At 74.7% G+C, this 18,762-nt stretch carries 14 protein-coding genes; 7 read left to right on the top strand and 7 right to left on the bottom strand.

The genetic code is table 11. The annotated features are described in order from the left end of the window. The first annotated feature begins 414 nt into the window (after positions 1-414). The 3 genes from ACWDBE_RS24345 to ACWDBE_RS24335 all read left to right on the top strand — a co-directional run bounded on the left by ACWDBE_RS24345 (position 415) and on the right by ACWDBE_RS24335 (position 4,873). Positions 415-2,655 carry an MMPL family transporter gene (locus tag ACWDBE_RS24345; protein WP_449789849.1) on the top strand — a complete coding sequence of 747 codons (2,241 nt, stop codon included), beginning with the start codon at positions 415-417 and terminating at the stop codon, positions 2,653-2,655. 117 nt (positions 2,656-2,772) lie between these two features. Continuing rightward, positions 2,773-3,666: a phosphotransferase enzyme family protein gene (locus tag ACWDBE_RS24340; RefSeq protein ID WP_449789753.1), complete on the top strand. Its 894-nt coding sequence runs from the start codon at positions 2,773-2,775 to the stop codon at positions 3,664-3,666. Between the two features lie 172 nt (positions 3,667-3,838). Beyond that, positions 3,839-4,873 carry a polysaccharide deacetylase family protein gene (locus ACWDBE_RS24335; RefSeq protein ID WP_449789754.1) on the top strand — a complete coding sequence of 345 codons (1,035 nt, stop codon included), beginning with the start codon at positions 3,839-3,841 and terminating at the stop codon, positions 4,871-4,873. 133 nt (positions 4,874-5,006) lie between these two features. On the opposite strand, the gene ACWDBE_RS24330 is transcribed toward ACWDBE_RS24335, so the two are convergent. Together ACWDBE_RS24330 and ACWDBE_RS24325 are read right to left on the bottom strand one after the other, a co-directional pair. After that, positions 5,007-5,708 carry an exonuclease domain-containing protein gene (locus ACWDBE_RS24330; protein WP_449789755.1) on the bottom strand — a complete coding sequence of 234 codons (702 nt, stop codon included), beginning with the start codon at positions 5,706-5,708 and terminating at the stop codon, positions 5,007-5,009. Between the two features lie 440 nt (positions 5,709-6,148). Next, the gene (locus tag ACWDBE_RS24325; RefSeq protein ID WP_449789850.1) at positions 6,149-7,339 is read right to left on the bottom strand and encodes an SAV2148 family HEPN domain-containing protein; all 1,191 of its coding nucleotides are present in this window, start codon (positions 7,337-7,339) and stop codon (positions 6,149-6,151) included. 479 nt (positions 7,340-7,818) lie between these two features. Between ACWDBE_RS24325 and glgX the strand changes: the two genes are divergently transcribed. The 3 genes from glgX (at position 7,819) to treZ (ending at position 14,277) form a co-directional block, all read left to right on the top strand. Continuing rightward, positions 7,819-9,942: a glycogen debranching protein GlgX gene (gene glgX / locus ACWDBE_RS24320; protein WP_449789756.1), complete on the top strand. Its 2,124-nt coding sequence runs from the start codon at positions 7,819-7,821 to the stop codon at positions 9,940-9,942. A gap of 166 nt (positions 9,943-10,108) precedes the next feature. Beyond that, on the top strand, positions 10,109-12,544 hold the full coding sequence (gene treY / locus ACWDBE_RS24315; protein ID WP_449809026.1) for a malto-oligosyltrehalose synthase: 2,436 nt from the start codon (positions 10,109-10,111) through the stop codon (positions 12,542-12,544). Continuing rightward, positions 12,544-14,277 carry a malto-oligosyltrehalose trehalohydrolase gene (treZ, locus tag ACWDBE_RS24310; RefSeq protein ID WP_449789758.1) on the top strand — a complete coding sequence of 578 codons (1,734 nt, stop codon included), beginning with the start codon at positions 12,544-12,546 and terminating at the stop codon, positions 14,275-14,277. Before treY ends, treZ begins: the two co-directional genes overlap by 1 nt. A gap of 38 nt (positions 14,278-14,315) precedes the next feature. Here treZ and ACWDBE_RS24305 read toward each other — a convergent pair whose 3' ends face one another. Both ACWDBE_RS24305 and ACWDBE_RS24300 read right to left on the bottom strand, forming a co-directional pair. After that, positions 14,316-15,209 carry a transketolase family protein gene (locus tag ACWDBE_RS24305; RefSeq protein ID WP_449789759.1) on the bottom strand — a complete coding sequence of 298 codons (894 nt, stop codon included), beginning with the start codon at positions 15,207-15,209 and terminating at the stop codon, positions 14,316-14,318. Between the two features lie 101 nt (positions 15,210-15,310). Further along, entirely contained in the window at positions 15,311-16,024 is a 714-nt protein-coding gene (locus tag ACWDBE_RS24300) for a thiamine pyrophosphate-dependent enzyme (RefSeq protein WP_449789760.1), read from the bottom strand. Positions 16,025-16,081: 57 nt separating this feature from the next. Here ACWDBE_RS24300 and soxR point away from each other — a divergent pair, with 57 nt between their 5' ends. Then, entirely contained in the window at positions 16,082-16,639 is a 558-nt protein-coding gene (gene soxR, locus ACWDBE_RS24295) for a redox-sensitive transcriptional activator SoxR (RefSeq protein WP_449789761.1), read from the top strand. 241 nt (positions 16,640-16,880) lie between these two features. On the opposite strand, the gene ACWDBE_RS24290 is transcribed toward soxR, so the two are convergent. The 3 genes from ACWDBE_RS24290 to ACWDBE_RS24280 all read right to left on the bottom strand — a co-directional run bounded on the left by ACWDBE_RS24290 (position 16,881) and on the right by ACWDBE_RS24280 (position 18,739). After that, on the bottom strand, positions 16,881-17,414 hold the full coding sequence (locus ACWDBE_RS24290; RefSeq protein WP_392916046.1) for a GNAT family N-acetyltransferase: 534 nt from the start codon (positions 17,412-17,414) through the stop codon (positions 16,881-16,883). Between the two features lie 135 nt (positions 17,415-17,549). Beyond that, the gene (locus tag ACWDBE_RS24285; RefSeq protein WP_449789763.1) at positions 17,550-18,170 is read right to left on the bottom strand and encodes a formylglycine-generating enzyme family protein; all 621 of its coding nucleotides are present in this window, start codon (positions 18,168-18,170) and stop codon (positions 17,550-17,552) included. Continuing rightward, entirely contained in the window at positions 18,167-18,739 is a 573-nt protein-coding gene (locus ACWDBE_RS24280) for a GNAT family N-acetyltransferase (protein WP_449789764.1), read from the bottom strand. The genes ACWDBE_RS24285 and ACWDBE_RS24280 overlap by 4 nt, the downstream gene beginning before the upstream one ends. Positions 18,740-18,762: the final 23 nt, after the last annotated feature.

Here is an 18,762-nt window from a genome sequence, read left to right as displayed (position 1 = left end):
CAAGGAGCCCCCGTGTGCTTCAACCCCCGTCGGGCCGCCACGAAGCGGCCCCGGCCCAGTCTCTCCCGGACGCGGGCCCGTTGACCTCGTACTGCGGGTGGAGACTTCTCCCCCTCAGGGTGGAGGTGGATCCCCTACCCCTCAGGAGGAGATCTCGGGGTCCGGGGGTAGGGAAAACCCCACCCGGGCCCCCGAGGAGAGCACCAGGACGAGGCCACCCGCCAGCCGGATTAACCGTCAACCCCCGCTTCCCTACTGTCGATCGGGACGCCGGACCGCAGTCGGCGCACCGCGATCGGCGGCTCCCGCGACCCGGGGCCGCCGCCGCTCCCGTCCGGCGACGACCGCCGAATCTCCCAGGGGGGAAGAACCACCGTGAAGCCCGTGAAGCCCAGACTCGGCCTGGCGGCGGCGATGGGCGCCTGGAGCGCCCGGCACCGCAGGACGGCCGTGTTCGGCTGGTTGCTGTTCGTCGTCCTGACCGCCGTCCTCGGCGGCCTGCACGGCAGCACGAAGATCACCGAAGCCGAGCAGGTCCCCGGGCAGGTCTCCCGGGCCGCGCGGATCCTCGACGAGGCCGGCCTGAAGAGCCCGGCCGGCGAGACCGTGCTGGTCCAGAGCGCCACCCGCGGCGCCGACGACCCGGAGTTCCGCGCCGTCGTCGCCCAGGTGATCGCCGCCGTCAACGGCACCGGCGAGGCCGCTGAGGTCCACTCGCCGTACGACACCAAGGCGGTCTCCGCGGACGGCCACTCCGCGCTGGTGACGCTGACCCTCAAGGGTGACGCCACCGAGGCCGTGGACCACGTCCAGCCGGTGCTGGACGCGGTGGCCGGCGTGCAGAAGCGCAACCCCGACCTGACCGTGGTCCAGCTCGGCGACGCCAGCTCCGGCAAGTGGGTGCAGGACCAGCTCACGAACGACTTCGCCCGCGCCGAGTGGACGGCCGTGCCGCTCGCCCTCGGCATCCTGCTGGTCGCCTTCGGCGCGCTGGTCGCCGCCGTGCTGCCGGTGGTGCTGGCGCTCACCGCCTTCATCGCCGCCGCCGGGCTGGTCGCACTCGGCAGCGGGTTCCTGCACACCAGCGGCGACGCCAGCTCGGTGATGCTGCTGGTCGGCCTCGCCGTCGGCGTCGACTACTGCCTGTTCTACCTGCGCCGCGAACGCGAGGAGCGGGCCGCCGGACGCGACGCCGCCACCGCGCTGGCCGTGGCGGCCGCCACCAGCGGCCGGGCGGTGCTGGTCTCCGGCATCACCGTGGTCGTCGCCATGGCCGGCATGTTCCTCACCGGGATCTCCACCTTCAAGGCGATGGCCTTCGCCACCATCGTGGTCGTGATCACCGCCGTGCTCGGCTCGCTCACCGTGCTGCCCGCGCTGCTGTCGCTGCTCGGCGACCGGGTCGAGAAGGGCCGGGTGCCGTTCCTCGCCAAGCTGCGCCGCCCGGACACCGGACAGGACGGCGGACGGTTCTGGAACGCGGTGCTGACCCCGGTGCTGCGCCGCCCGCTGGCGGCCACCGTGCTCGCCTGCGCCTTCCTGCTGGCCCTGGCCGCGCCGCTGCTCACCATGCACACCGCCAAGCTGACCTTCCAGCAGCAGTTGCCCAGGGGCAACGCCCTGGTCGCCGCCTCGCAGAAGATCGAGGCCGCCTTCCCCGGCAGCCCCGCCCCCGCCACCGTGGTGATCAGGGCCTCCGACATCGACTCCCCCGCGATGACCGCCGCGATCGCCGAGCTCCAGGCCAGGGCGCTGGCCGGCGGGCGGATGCACGGCCCGGTGGAGGTCGCCGTGCACGCCGACCGGAACGTGGCCGTCGTCAACATCCCGCTCAACGGCAGCGGCAACGACACCACCAGCAACGACGCCCTGAAGAGCCTGCGCGAGGACCTGCTGCCCGCCACCGTGCTCAAGGTGCCCGGCACCGAGGCGCCGGTCACCGGCCAGACCGCCGCCTCGTACGACTTCAACCGGAAGATGACCGGCTCGATGCCGCTGGTCTTCGGCTTCGTCGTCGCCTTCGCCTTCCTGCTGATGCTCACCTCGTTCCGCTCCCCGGTCGTCGCGGCCACCGCCGTGGTGCTCAACCTGCTCTCGGTGGGCGCCGCGTACGGGGTGCTGACGCTGGTCTTCCAGCACGGCATGGGCGCCTCGCTGCTGGGCACCGCCGGGGTCGGCGCGGTGGAGTCCTGGGTGCCGCTGTTCCTCTTCGTGATCCTCTTCGGGCTCTCGATGGACTACCACGTGTTCGTGGTCTCCCGGATCAAGGAGGGCCGTGACCGCGGCCTGCCGACCCGGGCCGCCGTCGCCCACGGCATCCGCTCCACGGCCGGGGTGGTCACCAGCGCCGCGGTGATCATGGTGGGGGTGTTCTCGGTCTTCGGCTCGCTGTCCATGCAGGTGATGAAGCAGATGGGCGTGGGCCTGGCGGTCGCGGTGCTGATCGACGCCACGGTGATCCGCGCGGTGCTGCTGCCCTCGGTGATGACGCTGCTGGGCGAGCGCAACTGGTACCTGCCGCGCTGGCTGCACTGGCTGCCGGACCTCTCGCACGGCGAGTCCGTCCCGCCGCTCGGCGCCGACGGGGCCGCGCCGCCCGCCCGGCCGGCCGCCGCCGCCACGGAGGGGGCGCGCCACCGCCGGGCCGGGGTCTGAGCCCCCGCCGGAACGCCCCGACGCCGGGTCCCGCAACGCGCGGGGCCCGGCGTCCGTGCGTCATGATGATCACCGTCCGGGATCCTCCGGACGAACGTCGGCGGAACGGAACCAGTCATGATCCCCTTCGACGAGGGCCGCGCCCGGCTGCTGCTCGCCCAGGCCTGCGAGTCGGCCGGCCTGGCCGCCCCCGACGGGGCCACGCTGCTCGCGCTCGGCGAGAACGCCGTCTTCGACCTCGGCGTCCCGGCCGTGGTCGCCAAGGTCGGCCGCGGCCCCGAGCTGTACGACCGGGCACACCGCGAGCTGGCCCTCGCCCACTGGCTGGCCGGGCAGGACGTGCCGGTGGTCCGCCCGTACGACGCGGTGGCGCCCGAGCCGCAGCTCGCCGACGGCCACCCGGTCACCTTCTGGCACCGGCTCGCGCCCGCCGTCCGGCCCGCCCGCCCGGTCGACCTCGCCCCGCTGCTGCGCGCCCTGCACCGGCTGCCGCTGCCGCCCTTCACGCTCGGCCGGCGCGACCTGCTGGCCCCGGTCGAACGCTGGCTGGCCTCCGCCGAGGGCCACGTCGACCCGGCGGACGTCGCCTTCCTGCGCCACCGCCGGGAGGCCTTCGAGGCCGCCCTGCCGGACCTCGTCCCGCAGCTGCACCCCGGGGTGATCCACGGCGACGCGCTGCCGCGCAACGTCCACATCGGCCCCGAAGGCCCGGTGCTGCTCGACCTGGAGTTCATGGCGAACGACCTGCGCGAGCACGACCTGGTGGTCCTCGCGCTCAGCCAGGACCGGTACGGCGTACCCGCCGAGGAGTACCGGGCGTTCACCGAGGCGTACGGGTGGGACGTGCGCGAGTGGCCCGGCTTCTCGGTGCTGCGCGGCGCCCGGGAGACCGCCAGCGCCTCCTGGGTGGCGCAGCAGGCGGCCAGCAACCCGGCCGCGCTGAAGGAGTTCCGGCGCCGGGTGGACTCGCTGCGGGACGGGGCCGCGGAGGTGCGCTGGTACCCGTTCTGACGGCCCTCCCGTTACCCGTGGCGGGGCGGCTCTGCCACCGGGGCGGGTGTGAGAAGACTCTTACGGCGGTCCGGTCCGGTCCGCAACCGAGGAACGTACGATCGGCGTCCTGTCGGACAGTCGTCCTGACCCGAGAGATCGGCACCGTACTCGCACCTCAGGAGCCGCCGCCATGCACCGGACCGCCCGCCGCCGCCCCTTCGCCCCGACCCGACCGTCCCGCTCCCGGCGCCGGCTGCTGGCGGGCTGTGTGGCGGTGGCCGCCGCCCTGGGGCTGGCCGCGTGCGGGACGGCCGGCAGGGCGCCCCAGGCGGCGCCGAGCGCGACCGCGGCCGGGACGCCGTCCCCGGACGCCGCCCGGCCGAGCGGGACGGCGGCGACCACCATCGCGCCGGCACCCGGCTCGGACGCCGCGCCGCCGGTCTCCCCCGCGGCCCCCTCCGCGCCCGCCTCCGCGCCCGCCTCCGCCCCGTCGGCGCCGGCGAAGCCGAACCCGCCCGCGGCCACGGGCTCCCCGGTGTCCACCGCGCCCGCCACGCCGGCCGCCACCCCGACCGCACCGGCCGCCGACCCGTCCTCGCCCGCCGCGCCGCCCCCGCACACCGGGGCGGGCACCGTGATCGGCTCCACCGCCTCCGGCGGCCGCACCGTGGCACTCACCTTCGACGACGGCCCCGGCCCGGCCACCGGTCAGATCCTCGACCTGCTGGCCCAGTACCACGTCAAGGCCACCTTCTGCGAGATCGGCCAGAACGCCGCCGCCAACCCGGCCATGGTCAAGCGCGTCCTGGCCGCCGGGCACCGGCTCTGCGACCACAGCGTCCACCACCCGCAGCCGTTCGCGAAGCTCCCGCACGACCAGGCCGTGCACGAGGTCACCGCCGCCCGGGACATGATCGTCCAGGCGGGCGGCCCCGGCACCGAGGTCGGCTGGTTCCGCGCCCCGGGCGGCGGCTTCAACGCCGACAACGAGCAGATCACCGCGAGCCTGGGGATGTCCTCGCTCGGCTGGTCCGTCGACCCGCGCGACTGGGCGCGGCCGGGGACGCCGGCGATCGTCTCGGCCGTGCAGAAGCAGCTCAAGCCCGGCGGCGTCATCCTGATGCACGACGGGGGCGGCGACCGCAGCCAGACCGTGGCCGCGCTCAAGCAGCTGCTGCCCTGGCTGGTCGCCCAGGGCTACACCTTCGACTTCCCGGCCGCGTAAGGCCGTCGGGGCCCGGCGCTGCGCAAGCCCGGCTCGGCGGCCGTCGGGCCGAACGAGTGCTCGACCTCGGCGGCGGGCGCGAGGAAGCCGGGCGGGTCCGCGGGGCGGGCGCGGCGTACCGGGCGGACCTCCGTCACCGGGCGGGCCAGCGCGGGTCGACCACCGCCTGCGGGTCCTTGCCGCGGCGCAGCCAGGCCTGGAGGCTCTCGGCCCACTGCCGGTACCAGTCGATCTGCCGCCGGTGCAGCTCGGCCGGGTCCAGCGCGCCGACCTCGTTCGGGTAGCGGCCGGCCAGCGCGACGGCGACCCGGACGGCGGCCAGCGCGTCGCTGCCCGCCTCGTGGGCGTCCGTCAGCTCCACCCCGTACAGCTCGCAGACCCGCTGCAGGGTGCGCGAGCCCTTGCGGTACTTGTCCACGGCGCGGTCGATCACCAGCGCGTCCAGCACCGGCCCGACGGGGCGGCCCAGGCGCTCGGCGAGCGTCGCCAGCCCGTGCCGGCGCAGCTCGGCGTCGAGCAGCGACAGGTCGAACGGCGCGTTGAACGCCACCACCGGCCGCCCGTCGGCGATCCGCTCGCACAGCGCGGCGGCTATCTCCTCCACCGCTTCCTTCGCCGGTCTGCCCTTGCTCCGCGCCACCTCGTCCCCGATCCCGTGGATCGCCTCCGCCTCGGCGGGTATCGGCACCCCGGGGTCGAGCAGCCAGTGCGCGGTGCCCACCAGGGCGGCCCCGACGGTGTCCACGAGCGCGGCCGTGACGATGCGGTCCACGGCCGGGTCGGTGCCCGTGGTCTCCAGGTCGAAGCCGACCAGTGGCTGCTGCCACCAGCTCATCAGGTGTGTCCTTCCGTCCTGCCTCTCGAAACAGCCCCTATCATCACCCGCCCCACCGACAGTCCGACCCACCGGGAGCCCGATCACGGGCCCGCCCGCCCTGCGCTGTTCCTCGGACCCGGGCGATGGAGCCGACCATGAGCGCCGTCTCGGCGTCGTCACCGTCGCGAGGTCCGGGCGGGCGTCGATGCCACGTCCGATCCACTGCGCCGGGCCGTACTCGAGCGGGTCCTCGACGGTGTGCGGGCCGAATACCGGGGCCGGATCGCCGACATCGGCGAACGGGAGGCCGCGGCGTACCTCGCCGTCCACCGCCGGCTCAAGAGCGCAGGGACCTCGGGTGTGGCGGGGCGCAGGTTCCAGTCGGGTGCGCTGTTCACGGCCGCGGTCCGGCAGCGGCGCGACCGCCCCGACCAGCGCCTCATTCGAGGGTGCGCGGCTCAGGAGACGGGCCGGGAGTCGGCCCAGACGCCCTCGAACTCCTCGCGGTAGACCTCCAGCAGTCCGGGTTCGGTGCCGCCGGGCTGCTGGCCGGCGCCGCCGCGCAGCACCAGGGCCGGGGACTCCATGCCGCGGGCGCGGCGCAGGTAGGGCTGGACGACGCCGAGGTCGCGGCCCTGCCGTCGGCCGCCGGCCTGGCCGGCGGTGCGGGGGCCCTCGACGAGGTAGGCGGTGAAGCGCGGGGTCTCGTCGAAGACCCGGATCTCGAAGCCGCCCTGGTCCCGCAGCCGGGCCCGCACCCGTCGCACGTGCATGATGTTCATCTCGATGGAGCGGGACAACTCGCTGCGTCCGAGGCCGAGTTCGCGTTCGCGGCGGCGCACCGCGCTGCTCGCCGGGTTGAGGAAGAGCAGCCGTACCCGGCAGCCCTCGCCGGCCAGGCGCACCAGGCGCTTGCCGGTGTAGTTCTGGCAGAGCATGCCGAGGCCGATGCCGAGCGCGTCCAGGCGCCGGGCGCCGTCCAGCAGGTCCTCGACGGGCAGGTCGCGCTGGAGCCGGACCCGGTCGGCGTGCACGGCGACGACGTCGGCGTACCGGCCGGCCACCAGGGACTCGACCACGTCGGCGGGCACCCCGCCTGCGCCGCCGTCCAGCACGGCCAGCAGCCGGGCGGCGGCCCGTTCGGTCTGGGCGAGCACGGTCTGGGTGAGCGCCCGGTTGCGGGAGACCACGTGCCGGGCCACTTCCAGTTCGTCCAGCGCCAGTTCGATCTCGCGCCGGTCGGCCAGGTACGGCTCGAAGCAGGGCCAGTGCTGCACCATCAGTTCGCGCAGCTGGGGCAGGGTGAGGAAGACCAGCGGGTCGTCGTCGGCCGGGTCGAGGAGGTAGCCCTTGCGGCGGCTGACCTCGCGGACGGCTCCGGCCCGGTGCGCCCATTCCTCGCCGGCCGGCCCGGCGGCGGCGGTGACCCAGTCCTCGCCGTGGGCGGGGGCGTAGATCGGGTGCAGCACCTCGTCGACCAGGGCGCGCAGCCGCTGTTCGACGAGGTTGAGCCAGACGTAGGCGCGGCCGGACAGCCGGACCCGCTGGTAGGCGTCCTCCCATTCGCCGGCCGACCAGGCCAGGGCGGGCACCTCGACCGGGCCGCCCTGGGCGGGCACCAGGGCCCGGCCGGTCAGGGTGGGGCGCATGACGACCGTGGGTGCCTCGCTGCGGGCCGCGCCCCGGCCGGGGCCGTCGGCGGGGTACACCATGCGCCACCTCGTCTGGTCTGCTGCGGCCGACCCCCGCGGGCGCGGGGGCCGCTGACTCCCTGTGACTTCCTGGAGGCCCGCCCACGCGGCCGGACGATCAAGGGTACTGCCCGGCGCGAGCCGCTCGCAGCCGGATGCCCGGGGGCTCCCCCGCACCACCGGGCGCATTCTTCACACGAATGCCCGGTGGGAGCTCGTTCGGCCCAACCCGGGCCGGATGTCCCGGCCGCCGGGGACGGGCTCGGGGAGTATGCGCTGTGCCGCCCGTCGCGGCCGCTGTGCCGTACGTCACGGCGCCCGGTCGCGCACATGCCCGGCCGCCCGGCCGGGAAGAGAGCGTCCGGTCCGGGCAGGCGATCCGGATCGCCCTCGGATCACGTGCCAGTTTCCGTCGACAGGAAGGAAGTTGAGGAGTCATGCAGGTCTGGCCCGGTACGCCCTACCCGCTCGGCGCCACCTACGACGGGGCCGGCACCAACTTCGCGGTGTTCTCCGAGAGCGCCGACCGGATCGAGCTGTGCCTGATCGCCGAGGACGGCTCCGAGACGGCCGTCGAACTGCGCGAGACGGACGCCTTCGTGCGGCACGCCTACCTTCCGGGCGTCCAGCCCGGCCAGCGCTACGGCTTCCGCGTGCACGGTCCGTACAACCCGGGCCTGGGGCAGCGGCACAACAGCGCCAAGCTGCTCCTGGACCCGTACGCCAAGGCGATGAGCGGGCACATCGACTGGGACGAGTCGGTCTACGGTTACCACTTCGGCGCCCCCGAGCGCCGCAACGACCTGGACTCCGCCCCGCACACGATGCACTCGGTGGTCATCAACCCGTACTTCGACTGGGGCACCGACCGCCCGCCGCGCACCGACTACCACCGCACCGTCATCTACGAGGCCCACGTCAAGGGCCTCACCCGGCTGCACCCGGGCATCCCCGAGGAGATCCGCGGGACGTACGCGGGCCTGGCCCACCCGGCGGTGATCGAGCACCTGGCCAAGCTCGGCATCACCGCGATCGAGCTGATGCCGGTGCACCAGTTCGTCCGTGACCACCGGCTGCGGGACCTCGGCCTGGCCAACTACTGGGGCTACAACACCGTCGGCTTCTTCGCCCCGCACTCCTCCTACTCCTCCACCGGCGACCGCGGCCAGCAGGTGCAGGAGTTCAAGTCCATGGTCAAGGCGCTGCACGCGGCCGGGATCGAGGTGATCCTGGACGTCGTCTACAACCACACCGCCGAGGGCAACCACCTGGGGCCGACGCTGTCGCTGCGCGGCCTGGACAACGTCTCCTACTACCGCCTCGCCCGGGACCAGCGCTTCTACGAGGACACCACCGGCACCGGCAACAGCCTGCTGATGCGCAGCCCGCACGTGCTCCAGCTGATCATGGACTCGCTGCGCTACTGGGTGACCGAGATGCACGTGGACGGCTTCCGCTTCGACCTCGCCGCCACCCTCGCCCGGCAGTTCCACGAGGTGGACCGGCTGTCCTCCTTCTTCGACCTGGTCCAGCAGGACCCGGTGGTCTCCCAGGCCAAGCTGATCGCCGAGCCCTGGGACCTCGGCGAGGGCGGCTACCAGGTGGGCAACTTCCCGCCGCTGTGGACGGAGTGGAACGGCATGTACCGGGACACCGTGCGGGACCTGTGGCGCGGCGAGAACGCCACCCTCGCCGAGTTCGGCTCCCGGCTCACCGGCTCCTCCGACCTGTACCAGGACGACGGCCGCCGCCCGATCGCCTCGATCAACTTCGTGACCTGCCACGACGGTTTCACCCTGCGCGACCTGGTCTCGTACAACGAGAAGCACAACCAGGCCAACGGCGAGGACAACCGGGACGGCGAGTCCTTCAACCGCTCCTGGAACTGCGGTGTCGAGGGCCCCAGCGCCGACCCGGCCGTCGAGGAGCTGCGGGAGCGCCAGCAGCGGAACTTCATCGCCACCCTGATGCTCTCCCAGGGCGTGCCGATGCTCTCGCACGGCGACGAGCTCGGCCGCACCCAGCTGGGCAACAACAACGCCTACTGCCAGGACAACGAGCTCACCTGGGTGCACTGGCCCGAGGGCGACGGGCCGCAGGCGCGGCTGCTGGAGTTCACCCAGGGGATGATCTGGCTGCGCCGCGACCACCCGGTGTTCCGGCGGCGGCGGTTCTTCCACGGCCGGCCGGTGTCCGCCTCCGGCGGCTTCGACGACCTCACCGACATCGCCTGGTTCACCCCGACGGGGGAGGAGATGACCAAGCGCAACTGGGGCGCCAGCCACGCCAAGTCGCTGACCGTCTTCCTCAACGGCTACGCGATCTCCGAGCCGGACCGGCGCGGCGGGCGGATCGTCGACGACTCCTTCCTGCTGATGTTCAACGCCCACTTCGAGCCGCTGGAGTTCACCGTGCCCGCCGACCACGGGCAGGAGTGGCAGGTCGTGGTCGACACCGCCCGGCCCCGGCTGCCCGCCCCCGGCACCGGCGCGCGGGTCAAGGCCGGGGACCGCCTGTGGCTGACCGACCGCTCGCTGATGGTGCTGCAGCGGCCCGCGTAGCCGGCGCGCGCAGGCGGTGCCCGAAGGCGGTCCTCGAAGCGGGTCCTCGCAGGCGGTGCCCGGCCGCTCCCCGGGAGCGGCGCGGCCGTTCGGACGGCCGGATAGGTCACCTGTTCGGGTCAGCAGCGGGTCTTGGCGGCGCCCTCCCCCGGGTACCTATGGAGCTATGACCCCCGCCGCCGAGCCCGCGCAGCCCCGCCCGGCCGCCGCCGTCCCCTCGTCGTCGTACCGCCTCCAGCTCCAGCCCGGCTTCACCCTCCGCGACGCCACCGCCGCCGTCCCCTACCTGGCCGCCCTCGGCGTCTCCCACCTGCACCTCTCCCCGCTGCTGGAGGCCGTCCCCGGCTCCACCCACGGGTACGACACCGTCGACCACACCCGGATCAGCGAGCAGCTCGGCGGGGAGCCGGCGCTGCGCGAGCTGGCCGCCGCCGCGCACCGCCACGGCCTGCGGCTGATCGCCGACGTGGTACCCAACCACATGGCCGTGCCCGCCCCCGAGCGGCTCAACCGGCCGCTGTGGCAGGTGCTGCGCGACGGGCCCGACTCGCCGTACGCGCGCTGGTTCGACATCGACTGGACGGCCCAGGCGGGCCCCGTCGACGCCCCCGGGCGCGGGCGGGTGCTGCTGCCGCTGCTCGGCGACCGGCTCGGCGCGGTGCTGGACCAGCTCACCGTGGACGCCGGGGTGCTGCGCTACCACCGGCACGAGCTGCCGCTGCGCCCCGGCACCGAGGAGCTGCCGCTGCCGGAGCTGCTCGCCCGCCAGTGGTACCGGCTGGCCTGGTGGCGGCTGGCCCGCACCGAGCTCAACTACCGGCGCTTCTTCACCGTCAACGAGCTGATCGCACTGCGCGCCGAGGACCCGGAGGTGTTCGCCGCCACCCACGCCGTCCTCCTCGGGCTGCACGCCGACGGCGTCCTGGACGGCTTCCGGATCGACCACCCGGACGGGCTCGCCGACCCGCGCGGCTACCTGGAGCGCCTGGCGGCGGCCACCGGCGGGGCGTACGTCGTGGTCGAGAAGATCCTCACCGGCGAGGAGCGGCTCCCCGCGGACTGGCCGGTGGCCGGCACCACCGGCTACGACGCGCTGCGCCGGATCGACGGCGTGCTCGTCGACCACGCGGGTGCCTGCCGCCTCGCCGGGGCGTACGAGTCCTTCCTGCACGGCGGGCCGGTCCGGGACCTCTGTGCCGACCCGCACCCCGCGATCGCCGAGGCCCGGCGCGGGCGCGCCGACATGGCCGGGCCGGACGGCGAGCTCGCCGCCGAGGTCGAGCGGCTGGTGCGGATCGCGCTGCGGATCGGCGCGGCCGAGCCCGCGCACGCCGACCACGCGCCCGGGCAGCTGCGCGCGGCGCTCGGCCGGCTGCTCACCGGCTACCCGGCGTACCGGCCGTACGCCCGGCCCGGCGAGGCGCCGCCGACGGCGTCGGTGGAGCAGCTGCGGGCGGCCCTGGACGGCTCCGCCGACCCGACCGACCGGCTGGTGGCCGCGCTCGCGCTCGGCGAGCTGGGCCGCGGCGCCGACAAGGACGAATTCTGCGCGCGCTTCGCCCAGACCGCCGCCGCGGTGGCCGCCAAGGGCGTCGAGGACACCGCCTTCTACCGCTGGAACGCCCTGCCGGGCCTCAACGAGGTCGGCGGCGAGCCCGCCCGGCCCGGGCTGCACCCGGCGGAGTTCCACGACTGGTGCCGCTACCTGGAGGGCACCTGGCCGCACAGCATGACGGTGCTCTCCACCCACGACACCAAGCGCAGCGCCGACGCCCGGGCCCGCCTCGCCGTGCTCGCCGAGCGGCCGGACGCCTGGGCCGCCGAGGCCGCCGCGTGGTCCACCGCCGCGGGCCCCGGCTTCGACCGGGACGCCGACTGGCTGCTCTGGCACACCCTGGTCGCCGCCTGGCCGATCGACCCGGACCGGCTGGTCGCCGCTCTGCTCAAGGCCGCCCGGGAGGCCAAGCTGCACACCTCCTGGACCAGCCCCGACCCCGGCTACGAGCGGGCCCTGGAGCAGCGCGCCCGCTCCGTCCACGGCAACCCCGGGCTGCTGCCCAGGATCGAGGGCGCCGTGCACGCCCTCGCCCCGTACGCCCGCGCCAACACCCTCGCCGCCGCGCTGCTGCACCTCACCGTGCCGGGCGTGCCGGACCTCTACCAGGGCAGCGAGGAGCCGCTGTACACCCTGGTGGACCCGGACAACCGGGGCGTGGTGGACTTCGGGGCGCTCGCCGTGCGGCTGACCGACGCGGCCGCGCCGCGCCCCGGCGACCTCGCCCGGGAGAAGCTGCACCTCACCGCCACCGCGCTGCACCTGCGCCGCTCCCACCCGCTCGGCCCGTACCGGCCGCTGCACGCCGCGGGCCTCGCCGGTGACCACCTGCTGGCCTTCGCCCGGGGCGAGGACGTGGTCACCGCCGTCACCCGGCTGCCGTACGGGCTGGAGCGGGCGGGCGGCTGGCGCGACACCGTGCTGGAGCTGCCGGCGGGCTGGCCGTGGACGGACGAGCTGACCGGGCGGAGCTTCCCGGCGGGCGCGGTGCCGGTGGCCGAGCTGCTGGCGGCCCTGCCGGTGGCGCTGCTGACGAGGAGGGGATGATGCCGGCCTACGAGGTGTGGGCGCCCCACGCGGCCGACCGCGTGCGGGTCGAAGTCAACGGCTTCGCCTACGAGTTGTCCCGCTGCCCGGACCGGGACGGCTGGTGGTCCGGCGAGGCTCCGGCGGGTGACTACGCCTTCCGGCTCGACGACGGCCCGCCGCTGCCCGACCCGCGCTCGGCCCGGCAGCCGCACGGGCCGGACGGGCCGAGCCGCGCGGTGGACCACGCCGCGTTCCGCTGGTCGCAGGAGGGCCGGCGCGGCCGGCCGCTGCCCGGCGCGGTGCTGTACGAACTGCACGTGGGCACCTTCACCGCCCGCGGCACCTTCGACGCCGCCGCCGAACGGCTGGACCACCTGGTCGAGTTGGGCGTGGACTTCGTCGAGCTGATGCCGGTCTGCCCGTTCCCCGGCAAGCACGGCTGGGGCTACGACGGGGTCTCGCCCTGGGCCGTCCACGAGCCCTACGGCGGCCCCGACGGGCTCAAGCGCTTCGTGGACGCCGCCCACCGCAGGGGCCTCGGGGTGGTGCTGGACGTCGTCCACAACCACCTCGGCCCCTCCGGCAACCACCTGCCCGCGTACGGCCCGTACTTCACCGACCGGCACCACACCCCGTGGGGCTCGGCGGTCAACCTGGACGCGCCCGGCTCGGACGAGGTGCGCGCCTACCTGATCGGCAGCGCGCTGGCCTGGCTGCGCGACTACCGGATCGACGGGCTGCGGCTGGACGCCGTGCACGCCCTCGTGGACCACCGGGCGGTCCACTTTCTGGAGGAACTCTCCAGCGAGGTACGGAAGTTGGCTGTCACGACCAACCGGCCACTGTTCCTGATCGCCGAGTCCGACCGCAACTCTCCGGCCACCACCGCCCCGCCCGAGGCCGGCGGGCAGGGGCTCACCGCCCAGTGGAGCGACGACTTCCACCACGCCCTTCACTGCGCGCTCACCGGCGAATCCCAGGGCTACTACCGGGACTTCGCGCGCGCGCCGCTCGCCGCCCTCGCCAAGACGCTCACCCGGGGGTTCTTCCACGACGGCACCCGGTCCTCCTTCCGCGGCCGCACCCACGGGCGCCCGTTCGCCCCGCTCGGCGACGGACACCGACTGCTCGGCTACCTCCAGACCCACGACCAGGTCGGCAACCGGGCGCTCGGGGACCGCGTCTCCACCAGCCTCTCCCCCGGCCGGCTCGCCTGCGGCGCGGCACTGGTGCTCACCTCGCCGTTCACCCCGATGCTCTTCATGGGCGAGGAGTGGGGAGCCGCCACCCCCTGGCAGTACTTCACCGACCACACCGACCCGGACCTCGCCGAGGCCGTCCGGCAGGGCCGGCGGCGGGAGTTCGCCGAGCACGGCTGGGCCGCCGAGGCCGTCCCCGACCCGCAGGAACCCGCCACCGTACTGCGCTCGGTCCTCGACTGGACCGAGCCCCGGCGCGCCCCGCACACCGAACTGCTCTCCTGGTACCGGCAGTTGATCCGGCTGCGGCGCGAGCGCCCGGAACTGTCCGACCCGGACCTCGGCGCGGTGCGGGTGACGCACGACGAGGCGGCGGGCCTGCTGGTGGTGCACCGGGGGCCGTACCGGATCGCCGTCAACCTCGGGCCGGGCGAGGCCGCGCCGGCGCTGGGGGCCACCGGGCGCGAGGTGGTGGCGGCCTTCGGGGCGGCGGCGCTGGAGGGGCCGGCGGTGCGGCTGGCGGCGGACGCGGTGGCGATCGTCGCCGTCTGAGCGTCCCCCCTCCGGCAGGAACCCGCCGTGGGAGTCGCCTACCAGAGGAAGGTGCCGATCCGCTCCCGCAGCGACGGGGCGTCCAGGCCGTAGGCGGCCAGGTGCTCCTCGATCGAGCCGTAGTGCCGGTGCTCCTCGCGCGGCACGCCCAGGCCCAGCACCCGGTGCGGGCGGTCGGCGAGCGCCGCGTGCGCCTCGCCGGCGGAGGTGCCCGCCAGGTACGGCTCGACCAGCACCACATCGGCCCGCTCGCCGAGCGCCGCCCGCAGTCCGGCGGCGTCGAAGGGGCGCACCGTCGCCGCGTACAGCACGGAGACGTCCAGGCCCTCGGTGGCCGCGAGCACCGCGTCCAGCATCGGCCCGACGGCGAGCACCGCGCCGCGCGAGCCCGTCCGGACCGTGGTGAAGCGGCCCGGTTCGACCGGCAGCGGGGTCGCGTTCTGCTGCACCGACAGCCGGACGTACACGTTGCGGTCGCCGTCCGCGTAGGCGTGGCGCAGCAGTTGCTCGGCCTCGTCCGGGTGGCCGGGAACGTGGACCGTCCAGCCCGGCAGGGTGTCCAGCAGGGCGACGTCCCCCGGGGACATGTGGGTGCGGCCGCCGGCCGGCCAGTCGTAGGAGCCCGCCGCGCTCACCAGCACGGCGCCGACGCCCTGGTGGACGAGGTCCAGCTTGACCTGTTCGAAGGGCCGCTCGATCAGGAAGCTGGCGAAGGTGTGGGCGATCGGGCGCATCCCGGTGAGCGCCAGGCCGCCCGCCGCGCCGATCAGGAGCTGCTCGCGGATGCCCACGTTGACCACCCGGTCGGGGTGGAGCTCCTGGGCCGGGCCGAAGGCGGCCGCGGTGATGTCGGCGAGCACCAGGGCCAGCCGGGGGTCCTCGTCCAGCAGGCGGGTGGTCACGGCCACGAAGCGGTCGCGCATGGTGTCCATCGGTGAAGGTCCTTTCGTCGCCGGGAGGTCGGCGGTGCTCGGCGTGCTCAGGAGTACGTGGGTGCTCAGGAGTACGTGGGTGCTCAGGAGTACGTGGGTGCTCAGGAGTACTTGGGCTCGACCCGGGCGACCACCACGTGCGGGCGGCCCGGGTGCTCGGCGGTGTAGGCGCGGTACAGCGCCTCGTGGTCGCGGCCGTCCACCGTCGCGGTCGACCAGCCCTCGGCCGCGAACCGCTGGGCGATGCCGCCCTGCCAGCCGTGGGTGGCGGAGGAGTTGTCGATCACCACCACGTGCAGCCGCTCCAGCCCGTAGGCCCCGGCGAAGGCCACCGCCTCGGCGTTGGAGCCCTCGTCGAACTCCGCATCGCCGACCAGCACCCAGACCGCCGGGTCGGTCAGGCCCTGGGCCCGCAGCCCGAGCGCGGTGCCGACGGCCAGCGGCAGGCCGTGGCCGAGCGACCCGGAGGCGATCTCCACGCCGGGGACCAGCGTGCGGTCCGGGTGGTGGCCGAGCGGCGAGTCGTAGCCGCCGAAGCTCGGCAGCACCTGCGGGTCGAGGAAGCCCTTGGCCGCCAGCACGGCGTAGTACGCCATCGGGCCGTGGCCCTTGGAGAGCAGGAAGCGGTCGCGGTCCTGCGCGTCGGCGGTCTCCGGGGCCACCCGCAGCACCCGGTCGTAGAGCACCCAGAGCGCGTCCAGGGTGGAGGTGGCGGCGGGGCCGTGCTTCTCGTCGCCGGTCATCAGGCTCATCAGGGCGGGCAGGTCCTCGAAACGGGTGCCGGTCCCGGCCTCGGCCGTCGGGTTCGTCGTCATGCCCCCGATCGTGCAACTTAAAGCCGACTTGAGGTCAAACGGCTAGAGTGGGTCCCCGTGACCGCCCGCCACGAAGACCGCCACGAAGCCCGCCATGCCCCCGGCCCGCACCACAGCGACCTGCTCACCATCGGCCAACTCGCCCGGCGCAGTGGCCTCGCCCCCTCCGCGCTGCGCTACTACGAGAGCCTCGGCCTGATCCACGCCACCCGCACCACCGGCGGCCAGCGCCGCTACACCCGCGGCACACTGCGCCGGATCGCCTTCGTCCGCGCCGCCCAGCGGGTCGGCCTCTCGCTGGACGAGGCGAAGGTCGCCCTCGACCGCCTCCCCGACCGCCCGGCCCCCAGCCGCACCGAGTGGGACCGGGTGGCCGAGTCCTGGCAGAGCCGGATCGACGAGCAGATCGCCGAACTGCGGCGGCTCAAGGAGAAGCTCTCCGGCTGCATCGGCTGCGGGTGCCTCTCGCTGTCGCGCTGCGCCCTCTACAACGCCGCCGACCGCGCGGGCGAGGCCGGGCCCGGCGCCCGCTACCTGCTCACCCGCGACCCGTCCACCCCGGAGCCGGTCGCCACGGACGCCGACGCCTGCGGCAGCCGCCGGGACGGGGACTGAGAACCGACGCCGCGGAACGGCGCCGAGTTCACCGCCCGGGCCGGCCCGCACCTGCTCGGCCACCTGCCGGACGCCTACGGGCGCCGCGTCGAGCCCCGCCCGCCGAGGGCGTACACCCTGCTCCACGTGCACGGCAACCTGCCGTGGCACCTGCGGGAGTCGAAGCCCTCGGCGCGGACGCCGGACGCCCTCGCCGAGGAGTGGTTCGGCGTCCAGGTCCGCCAGAGCCTGTCGGGGCCGGTCAGGGCCGCGGGTCGGTGCGCAGCAGGCTGTACCGCACGACGTCGCGCCACTCGCCGCCGCGGAAGGTCACCGCGCGCTGCACGCCCTCGCGGGTGAAGCCGAGCTTCTCCAGGACGCGCTGCTCGGCCAGGTTGCCGGCCTCCGTGTCCGCCTCCAGCCGCATCACCGGCGAGTGCGCGAACAGGTAGTCCACCAGCAGCCGTTGGGCCCGGGTGCCGATCCCGCGCCCGCGCACCTGGGGCCGCAGCTGCACGCCGATGCTCCAGTACGGGGCGGACGGCCGCACCCCGCTGCGGTTGGCGGCGACGAAGCCGCCGAACCCGCCCCCGACGACGACCGCCAGCATCCACTGCCGGTCGTCCAGCAGCCCGCCCTCCACCCACTGGCGGCGGAACCGCTGCGGGTCCCGCCAGCCGTACCACTGGAACTCACCCAGGGCTTCCGGGTCGTTCACCATCTCCTCGATCACGGCCAGATCGGCCTCGGCGATCGGGCGCAGGGACACCGGCTCATCGGATCTCTCGTCACTCATGCAGGCGCCAACGCGGGTCCGTTCACGACGGTTCCTCGATTCCGCGAGAAATTCCGGACGGATGTCCGAGGGCCCGCGACTCACCGTGCCGGAGGGACGTCCACCGCGCCCGACCCGTCCTTCACCGGCCCGCCTTCACCCGGCGATCGAGCGCGCGAGCCGGAATCCCACGTCGTCGATCCGCAGGGTCGGGTGGCTGCGGCGGCGGACGGAGGCGCGGCAGCTCCAGTGCTCGTCGAACCAGCCGCCGCCGCGCAGCACGCGGTAACTGCCGTACACCTCGGGGTCGTAGTGGTCCCAGCACCACTCCCAGACGTTGCCGAGCAGGTCGTACAGCCCGTAGGCGTTCGGGCGCAGCCCGCCCACCTCGTGCGGCCGCTCACCCGAGTTGCCGCGGTGCCAGGCGATCTCGTCCAGCGGGCCGTAGCGCGGGCCGTCCGTGCCGGCGCGGCAGGCGTGCTCCCACTCGGCCTCGGTGGGCAGCCGGTAGCCGTCGGCGGCGCGGTCCCAGGAGACCTCCTCGCCGTCCACCGCGTAGGCGGGTACGAGGCCTTCACGGCGGGAGAGTTCGTTGCAGTGGCGGACGGCGTCGAGCCAGGAGACGCTGTGCGCGGGGCGGTGGTCGCCGGTCGCGCCCTCGTACTGCTCGCGGGTCACCGGGCAGGCCGCCAGTCGGTACGAGGCCACCTCGACGGCCCAACTGCGTTGGGTGCGGCGGTCGGAGAGGGTGACCCGGCCGGCCGGGACGGTGATCATCCGCCGGTTCCGGGCCGTTCCGGCCGGGGGTGGTTCCCGCCCGGCTTCCAGTCCCGGTCCAGCAGCCCGAGCACCACCTGGTCCACGAACTCGCCCATCACCCAGACCGCGGAGCGCAGCACGCCCTCGCGGACGAAGCCGTTGCGCTCGGCGGAGCGCAGCATCCCGGCGTTGTCCGCCAGCGTCTCGATCTGCAGCCGGTGCAGGCCGCGCACGACGAAGCCGTAGTGGCAGAGCACCGCGACCACGTCGGTGCCGTAGCCCTTGCCGCGGCGGGAGGGCAGCATGCCGAGGCCGATGTGCGCGGACCGGTGGTGGGTGTCGATGCCCCACAGCGTCGCGGTGCCGACCAGCGCGCCGCCGTCCAACTCCACGACGGAGAAGGGCACGTGGGTCGGTACGGTGTCGTCCACCACGAGCCGGCGGTCCTTCGAGCCGGGCGAGACCGGCCGCCACGGGGCGCCCTCGGACCGCGCGGAGGTGACCACGTCGTCGAAGAGTTCGGTCCGCAGGACCGGGATGTCTTCCTCGTGCCGGGCCCTGAGCCCGACCTTGCTTCCCCTGAGCATGCGAGTTTCCTATCCGACCGGGC

It is taken from the genome of Kitasatospora sp. NPDC001132 (genome assembly GCF_053598415.1).
This window is presented reverse-complemented; position numbering and strand designations above follow the sequence as displayed.